The organism is Pseudoalteromonas sp. ASV78 (assembly GCF_047806705.1).
In the GTDB taxonomy this organism is placed as follows: domain Bacteria; phylum Pseudomonadota; class Gammaproteobacteria; order Enterobacterales; family Alteromonadaceae; genus Pseudoalteromonas; species Pseudoalteromonas prydzensis_A.
Map to the genome: position 1 here is coordinate 1,709,563 of NZ_JBLOPA010000001.1, position 8,514 is coordinate 1,718,076.

The 8,514-nt window shown below is 41.6% G+C and carries 6 protein-coding genes; 3 read left to right on the plus strand and 3 right to left on the minus strand.

What is annotated here, in order from left to right; genetic code table 11:
* Window positions 1–304: 304 nt before the first annotated feature.
* From ACMVDV_RS07940 to fabB, 3 genes are all read right to left on the minus strand, one after another.
* Window positions 305–1,321, minus strand: coding sequence for an aspartate-semialdehyde dehydrogenase (locus tag ACMVDV_RS07940; RefSeq protein WP_304183496.1), 1,017 nt, complete (start codon window positions 1,319–1,321; stop codon window positions 305–307).
* Between the two features lie 50 nt (window positions 1,322–1,371).
* On the minus strand, window positions 1,372–2,490 hold the full coding sequence (locus tag ACMVDV_RS07945; protein WP_416157750.1) for a 4-phosphoerythronate dehydrogenase: 1,119 nt from the start codon (window positions 2,488–2,490) through the stop codon (window positions 1,372–1,374).
* 110 nt (window positions 2,491–2,600) lie between these two features.
* On the minus strand, window positions 2,601–3,812 hold the full coding sequence (gene fabB, locus ACMVDV_RS07950) for a beta-ketoacyl-ACP synthase I (protein WP_304183500.1): 1,212 nt from the start codon (window positions 3,810–3,812) through the stop codon (window positions 2,601–2,603).
* Window positions 3,813–3,989: 177 nt separating this feature from the next.
* On the opposite strand from fabB, the gene mnmC reads away from it, so the two are divergent.
* The 3 genes from mnmC (at window position 3,990) to ACMVDV_RS07965 (ending at window position 8,496) form a co-directional block, all read left to right on the plus strand.
* Window positions 3,990–6,014: a bifunctional tRNA (5-methylaminomethyl-2-thiouridine)(34)-methyltransferase MnmD/FAD-dependent 5-carboxymethylaminomethyl-2-thiouridine(34) oxidoreductase MnmC gene (mnmC, locus tag ACMVDV_RS07955; protein WP_416159066.1), complete on the plus strand. Its 2,025-nt coding sequence runs from the start codon at window positions 3,990–3,992 to the stop codon at window positions 6,012–6,014.
* A gap of 146 nt (window positions 6,015–6,160) precedes the next feature.
* The gene (locus tag ACMVDV_RS07960; protein ID WP_416157751.1) at window positions 6,161–7,015 is read left to right on the plus strand and encodes a hypothetical protein; all 855 of its coding nucleotides are present in this window, start codon (window positions 6,161–6,163) and stop codon (window positions 7,013–7,015) included.
* Window positions 7,012–8,496, plus strand: coding sequence for a methyl-accepting chemotaxis protein (locus ACMVDV_RS07965; RefSeq protein WP_416157752.1), 1,485 nt, complete (start codon window positions 7,012–7,014; stop codon window positions 8,494–8,496). Before ACMVDV_RS07960 ends, ACMVDV_RS07965 begins: the two co-directional genes overlap by 4 nt.
* Window positions 8,497–8,514: the final 18 nt, after the last annotated feature.

Here is an 8,514-nt window from a genome sequence, read left to right on the forward strand (position 1 = left end):
TTTAAATGTTAACGCAGCGCCTTACGATTAGGCGCTTAAACATTGATTATTTCTTGCAGAAATAACGTACATAAATAAATAGTTAATTAAGTCTTTCTTGCAAGCTCTATTCCAGTTGCAAACTATAAACCAGTTGCGGCTTAATATCCATCGCAACACTTTGATACGTAATAGCTTAAACTTTATCAGCTGGAAGAGTTTTTTATAGTTAAGATTAAGTTTATACGCTTTTAGCTGCTATGCGGCAATTATTTGGCTGTTAAAAAATAAAAAAGCGGCAAATGGCCGCTTTTCTCACCTTTAATTAAAGGTAGTTAGCTATTAACTCTTCGGCTATTTGCACACTATTGGTCGCAGCCCCTTTGCGAGTATTATCACTAACAACCCACATATTTAAACCATGAGGATGAGAAATATCTTGGCGTAATCGGCCAACATAAACGGTATCGTTACCACTGGCATCAGAAACAGCCGTTGGGTAATCCCCTTCATCATCGATTAATTCAAGGCCAGGGGCATCGTTAAGTAATTGCTTAACGTGTTCAAAATCATACGGCATCCGTGTTTCAATATTAATCGCTTCAGAATGACCAAAAAATACCGGCACGCGTACACACGTCGGATTAACCGCAATGGTAGTATCGCCTAAAATTTTATGGGTTTCGTTGACCATTTTCATTTCTTCGCGGGTGTAGCCGTTATCTTCAAAAACATCAATTTGCGGAATGACATTAAACGCCATTTGCTTTGGAAACAATTCACTTTCTATCGGGCGAGCATTCATTAAATTAGCTGTTTGTTTAGCGAGCTCATCAACCGCTTGTTTACCCGCACCAGATACTGCTTGATACGTTGATACATTGATACGATCAATACCGTATGCATCATAAATTGGTTTTAACGCCACCATCATTTGAATAGTTGAGCAATTTGGGTTGGCAATGATATTACGGTTTCTAAAGTCTGCAAGGCTTGCTGCGTTGACTTCTGGCACGACTAATGGAATTTCAAAGTCATTTCTAAAATGTGAGGTGTTATCAATTACGATACAACCCGCATCAGCCGCTATAGGTGCGTATTTCTCTGAAACACTGCCACCGGCTGAAAACAAGCCGATATGTGCTTGACTAAAATCAAACCCTGCAACGTCTTGCACTTCGATAGTTTCACCGCGAAATTTAATATCTTCGCCCGCACTGCGGCTACTTGCCAATAAAAATAATTGATCAACTGGAAATTTACGATCTTCTAACGTTTCAATAATTTGGCGGCCAACAAGACCTGTGGCGCCAAGTACGGCAACATTATATTTTTGTGACATGTGTATTCCTCGTTTAACAACCGCCCTTATGGCCGCTGTTTAAAATTATATTATTCGGTTACGAAACCAAGCCCTGATAACAGCGCTTTATTATGTTTCGCGCCAGTGATATTTACAGTGCTAAATTCACGACGGATCGGGTAATTTTTGCGTAAACTATCAAAACCATCAGTTGCCAAATTACTGCGTAAAATACCGTCATCACGACGCACGTCGTAAACAAGATGGATCAATTGACCCAACTCAGCAAAGCTGAAAGTTTCTTGTAAAGTGACGTGGGTAATGGCAGGTACTGGTAAAAAATCAGCTAACGTTTTATTTGCTGGTACGTCTTTAAGCCCACACAATTTTTGATAGAGCATTTGCGTGCCGCGAGCTTTGCCCTCAAGGGTATGCCCGGCAATATGCACACTGGCATAACGCACATAGTCAAGCAGCTCAGTCAGTATGCTCGGCTCGTTTTCCCATACATCTAAAACTAAATCCAATTTAGCACCGCTTTGCATCACGTTTAGCAAAGCTTGATTATCAATCACATCACCACGACTGGCATTGATTAGGATAGTGCCTGGCCTAAGTGCTGCTAAGCGAGCTTTATCCATTAAATGCAAGGTTTTGTGCTTACCTGTTGTTACCAGCGGCACATGAAAGGTAACTATATCTGCTTTAGTGAGTAACTCATCAATATCTAAATGCTCTGCTAATTGCCCTGCTTGATGCTTGGGCGGATCACATAGCAACACAGTCACATCAAGCGCGGCTAGTTTGTCTCGCAAACAACTCCCTATGCTACCAACACCAACAATACCAATGGTTTTGCCCTGTAAGGGGGTCGCATTTTCTTGGCTCAGCGCAAACAAACTGCTGATCACATACTCTGCGACCGCAACAGCATTACAACCAGGGGCACTGGTAAAAGTGATGCCGCGTTGATTGAGTAAATCCGTGTCAATATGATCGATACCAATGGTAGCGGTACCTACAAACTGCAATTTATTCGCATGGCTTAAAAGTGCTTCGTCCACGAGTGTGACTGAACGAGTTAATAATACATCAATATCTATTAGCTGTTCACTTTGCAATGTACGACCATCAAAACGCGTTACTTCACCAAAATCAGCAAAGTACTGCTCAACAAGTGGCATGTTTTGGTCCGCAAGAATTTTCATTAACAAGTCCAGTTGGCACGAAGAGCCGCTATTGTAACGAACATAACCCATTTTGAAAACGAAAAAGCCGAGCAAGTTGCTCGGCTTCTAGTTGTAATGTGGCTTTTTAATTAGCCTTTATATTTACTCATTACTAATGTGGCGTTAGTGCCACCAAAACCAAAGCTGTTAGACATAACAGTATTTAGCTCAACGTCTTTACGCTCAGTGATGATGTTTAAGCCTGCGGCTTGTTCATCTAACTCATCAATATTAATTGAAGGCGCAACAAAGCCGTGCTCTAACATAAGTAGTGAGAAAATAGCTTCATGAACACCAGCCGCACCAAGGGCATGGCCTGTCATTGCTTTAGTTGCGCTGATCATTGGTGATTTACCACCAAATACTTCTTGAATTGCGCCAAGCTCTTTAACATCACCAACCGGTGTAGATGTACCATGGGTATTTAAGTAATCAATGCTGTCTACGCCTTGCATTGCTTGGCGCATACAACGTGCAGCACCTTCGCCAGAAGGAGCAACCATGTCATAACCATCTGATGTCGCGCCGTAACCAACCACTTCAGCATAAATATGTGCACCACGTGCAAGCGCATGTTCAAGTTCTTCAACAACAACAATACCGCCGCCGCCAGAGATAACAAAACCATCACGGTTAGCATCATAGGTACGAGAGGCTTTTTCTGGTGTTTCATTGTACTTAGTAGAAAGTGCGCCCATTGCGTCAAATTCCATTGCCAATGTCCAGTGCAGCTCTTCACCGCCACCGGCAAAAACAACGTCTTGTTTGCCTAATTGGATTTGCTCTACTGCGTTACCAATACAGTGTGCAGAGGTGGCACATGCTGAACTGATTGAGTAGTTAACGCCTTTAATTTTAAACGGTGTCGCTAAACACGCAGACGTTGTGCTGGCCATGGTACGTGGCACCATATAAGGACCAACACGTTTTACGCCTTTTTCACGTAAAATGTCAGCCGCTTCTACTTGCCATTTAGATGAACCACCACCGGAACCCACAATGATCCCCGTACGCTCATTTGATACTTGCTCATCAGATAAACCTGAATCTGCGATAGCTTCGGCCATTGAGATATACGAATAGGCAGCGGCATCGCCCATAAAGCGCATTGCTTTACGATCAACAAACTCTTTAACGTCAATATCAATTTTGCCCGATACGTTACTACGTAACTTATATTCAGCAAATTCTGGGTTAAAAGCGATACCACTCTTACCAGTTTTTAACGATTCTAATACTTCTTCTTTGTTGTTACCGATGCTTGATACAACACCGATGCCCGTAATAACGGCTCTTCTCATGGGTAATTACCTTAGCTTGATACTAAATTATATTCTATTTTACGCTGAAACTTACGACAAAGTGGTCAGCTTTCTAGCGTACACTTGTACTCTGAACCTCTAGCTTATAAATAACGCCAGACTATTTCAAAGAAAACACGTAAAATAATGAAAAAAAGTACTCATTCATTGCATGCCATGATCAAAAACGCTGAAATCCACTTTAATAACTTAGGTACACCCGTTGCAGACAACTTTAATGATGTCTATTTTTCAAACGATGATGGCCTAGCTGAGTCCGATTATGTCTTTTATCAACAAAATAATATGCCGCATCGGTTACAAAATCATGACCGAACACATTTTGTTATTGCAGAAACAGGTTTTGGTACTGGGCTTAATTTTTTAAATACGTGGCAGCAATTTAAAAATCATTTAACCAATAGGCAGCATCCTAATCGAGAAGTTCACAATTTAGTACAACAAAACGTGCAACGCTTACATTTTATTTCCTTTGAAAAGTATCCGATTAAAGTGACTGAACTAAAAAAAGCCTTACAAGTATGGCCAACTTTAGCCTCCTTAAGTGACCAGTTACTTAAAAAGTATCCAATAAACCTAGCAGGCTGTCATCGTCTTGAATTTGATAATGGCCAGATTATTCTCGATTTATATTTTGGCGATGTGCAAGAATCACTTGCAGCTATAAGCTACCCGCAAACAGGTATTATCGATGCGTGGTATCTTGACGGTTTTGCACCGAGTAAAAACCCCGAAATGTGGCAACCAGCCTTATTCAACTCAATGGTGGATATTTCTCGTAGTAATGCCACGTTCGCAACCTTTACGGTTGCAGGTGTTGTACGCAGAGGTCTTGCTGATGCAGGGTTTGCGGTACAAAAAGTGAAAGGTCATGGCAAAAAAAATGAAATGCTGATTGGTTATTTAGCCGATGCCAATGATGCACACTCTACCCCAGCTTATTTCGCTCATCAGCAAAGTGCATTGAGCAATGTAGCCGTTATTGGTGGGGGAATTGCTAGCAGCGCGATTTTATATAGCTTAGCCAAACGAGGGCTCAACAGTCAGTTGTTTTGTCAAGATCCGCAGCTGGCAATGGGGGCATCGCATAATGTGCAAGGCGCGGTTTATCCGCATTTACAAGCCAAAAATTCACCACACAGTGAGCTATTTGCACATAGTTTTTTATACGCAAAACGCTTATATCAACAATTAACTGACAATGGTTTTAACTATGATCATCAATGGTGTGGCGTTTTACAACATGCGGTAAAACAACCATTAACCGATCGTCATCAAAATATTGAAAACAAACAGCTGTGGCCAACTGAACTCATGCACAGCGTAACGCCTGAGCAAGGTGATGAAATTGCTGGTGTAAGTACAGGCTACTCAGGCGTATATTTTCCACTTGGCGGTTGGCTAAATCCTCCTCAATTAGTGAATGCGCTATTTCAACAAGCCCATGCACTTACCCCCATCCAGAGCCACTTTAATTGTGATATCGAAGCGCTTGAGAAAACCTCGCAAGGCTGGTTGCTAAAAAGCCAAGGGCAACAATTTGGCCCATTTAGTGATGTCATTATTTGCGCGGGCGAGCACAGTGACCGCTTTACACAAACTCAATCTTTGCCAATTGTTGGCGTGCGTGGTCAAGTATCCCATCTACAAGCAAGTCCTGCATCACGTAAACTAAAAACGGTGTTATGCCATAAAGGCTATTTTACTCCCGCATACTTAGATCATCATTGCATGGGCGCAACGTTTGAGAAAAACTCAAAAAGCCGTGCAGTCACCGAGCAAGACAATCAAACTAATCGCGAGCAACTACTGAGCTTTTATGGGCAAACCGACTTTGCCAGTAATTTAGGTAAAATCACTGCGGCCAAAGCCGCGGTACGCTGTAGCTTTATTGATCACCTTCCGATGGCTGGAGAATGGCCGCAGCAAAGTGATTATATTCAAGCGTTTGCCAATTTACGCTTGGGCAAACGTTATCAATATCACGCTTTGCAAAAACCGCAACAAGGTTTGCACCTATTAACCGGGTTTGGTGCTCGCGGCTTGTGCAGCGCGCCTTTGTGTGCGGAACATTTAATTGCTGCACTTAACGATGAACCACTGCCATTAAGTGAGCGAGTAAGCCAAGCAATCCACCCTGCTCGTTTTATTGTTCGCGATTTAATCCGTAATAAAATTTAACTTAACAAACATAGCGTGTCGGAACTCAAAAAAAATAACAGCTTGACGACGAAGTGGCTTGAATACGTATGCATAAAACAAACTGTTGAGCTTATAACAAAAGCGCCGTAGTTTATTATTAACACAATAATAACAACATGGTCTTTATGCGCTATTTACTCTATATATTGGTATTCTTCGGCAGTCACTATTGCAACGCCGCCGCAATCAAATTACAAAGTTATTCAGGTGATACTTCGTTACCGCACAAGCTATTACTAACCGCATTAGCAAGGCAAAACCTTACCTATATCCATCCTTATGAAAGTGATAAAGACATTTCAAATGCGCGTATTTTAAATGATGTAAAAAATGGTCAGTTAGATGTGATGTGGAGTATGACCTCCCAACAACTTGAGCAAGACTATCAAGCTATTTATATTCCGCTATTTAGAGGCTTGCTTGGCATGCGGGTCGCCATTGTCACCCAGCAAAATCGCGATATATTTAAACATGTAACCCAACTTTCTGAACTTAAAGAATTTTCTGCCGGACAAGGGAAAACTTGGCCCGATACACAAATTTTAAAAGCCAATGGTTTAGAGGTACTTACCACGCTTAAATACCCTAACCTTTTCCCTATGCTTGAAGGTAATCGTTTTGACTACTTTCCTCGTGGTGTCAACGAACCATGGGATGAAATAGCCACTCATCAAGAATTAAATCTGACCGTTGACCCCTATATTTTATTAAAGTACACCGCACCGCTATATTTTTTTGTTGCTAAAGATAACCACACTCTCGCTAACCAACTTAGTAACGCATTACAAGCGATGATTGCCGATGGTACTTTTTCCAGTATGTTTTTTGACGACAGCCAAGTGCAAATGGTGCTAGCTAAAGCAAACTTAGCAGCGCGCACAGTGATCCCATTAGAAAATCCTAGCTTGTCATCAGACACGCCGCTATCACACCCTTCTCTGTGGTTTGATCCACTTAACGAAAGCAGCAACACACCATGAAATCATTACAAAGAAAAATAATCACCGCGCTGAGTATATGTTTACTTGTTACTTTTAGTTTTGTGATTGGGGCTAATTACATGTTGCTAAAGAATGATGAAACACAACAATGGCATAACAATATTGATGCGATAAAACAGCAATTAACGGTTATTTTAGCTGAGCCGGTATTTTCCTATGATAAACCACTGATAGCGCAAATATTGCACGCTTTTGCCAAAAACTCAGATATTCAACAGCTCACTGTTATTGATCATCGAGGTATTGAACTCGGACGACTCGATAAACCCAGTGATGCAACGAAGCAATTGCTCAAACAACACATAGCACTGACATTTTCAGAGCAACAAATTGGCACGATTCATATTAGCTTTAGCCAAGATCAATTAAATAACAGCATCAACAAAGCATTAAGTACCATGGTTATCACCCTTGCCATTTCCTTTGCTATGTTGGGTATTATTATTCTTAGCGTATGCAAAATGCTGATCATTAAACCGATTGTCAGCGTTAATCAATTGGTGGATGAGCTTGCCCGTGGCTCTGGCGATTTAACTCAACGAATCAACTATCAATCAAGTGACGAAATAGGACATTTAGTCGCAGGGTTTAATCGCTTTATTAATGAGGTTCAACAGATCATCGCCAGTCTTGGCCAAACAGCCACTGAGCTTGAAGTGATTGCCGCAGCAGTCAACGAAGCAACAGTGCGCTCTAAACATGAAGCCGAGCAAGAATACCAATTAACCGATGCCGCGACCTTGTCACTCAGCCAATTAACATCTGCCACCAAGGAGATTGCACTTGGCGCAACGCAAACAGCAGAGCAAACAGTACAAGTACAAGGACTCTGCCAAGACGGTGAGCTATCGATGGGTAATAACAGCAGCTTGATAAGCGATCTTGAAAATCAATTAGATCATACTTCAACAGTGGTAGAACAACTTGATAGTCGCAGCAGCGAGATAAGCCAAGTACTTGATGTAATTAAAAGTATAGCCGAACAAACTAACTTACTGGCGCTTAACGCTGCCATTGAAGCCGCTCGGGCTGGAGAGTCTGGTCGTGGCTTTGCTGTGGTGGCTGATGAAGTTCGCGCACTTGCAAGCAAAACCTATCATTCCACATCTGAAATCGAAAACATTATTACTGCACTGCAAACCAACGCCAGTGAATGTGTTGCTGCCACACAAAAAAGTAAACATGTAAGTAATCAAGTGACGACTGCAAACCAACAAAGTCAGCGCATTTTTCATAACATTGCGCAGCAAGTTGATGAAATTAATCTAATGAATGAACGCATTGCGGCAAGCTCAGAAGAGCAAACGTTTGTTACACAAGGAATATTAGTCACTATGGAAAAAATCAACCACGGCGCAAAATCGCTTGCCCAAGAAGCTGAGCACCTCGACGATACGATAAAGCAACTCAATGATCTTGAACAAGGGATTGTCGCAAAACTTGGGTTATTTAGGTATTAAATACAAAAACGGCTAGCC

Bases quoted from the DNA above. Each gene is read 5' to 3' on its own strand.
- ACMVDV_RS07940 (WP_304183496.1), bottom strand. From the start codon at position 1,321: ATGTCACAAAAATATAATGTTGCCGTACTTGGCGCCACAGGTCTTGTT.
- fabB (WP_304183500.1), bottom strand. From the start codon at position 3,812: ATGAGAAGAGCCGTTATTACGGGCATCGGTGTTGTATCAAGCATCGGT.
- ACMVDV_RS07945 (WP_416157750.1), bottom strand. From the start codon at position 2,490: ATGAAAATTCTTGCGGACCAAAACATGCCACTTGTTGAGCAGTACTTT.
- ACMVDV_RS07965 (WP_416157752.1), top strand. From the start codon at position 7,012: ATGAAATCATTACAAAGAAAAATAATCACCGCGCTGAGTATATGTTTA.
- ACMVDV_RS07960 (WP_416157751.1), top strand. From the start codon at position 6,161: ATGCGCTATTTACTCTATATATTGGTATTCTTCGGCAGTCACTATTGC.
- mnmC (WP_416159066.1), top strand. From the start codon at position 3,990: ATGATCAAAAACGCTGAAATCCACTTTAATAACTTAGGTACACCCGTT.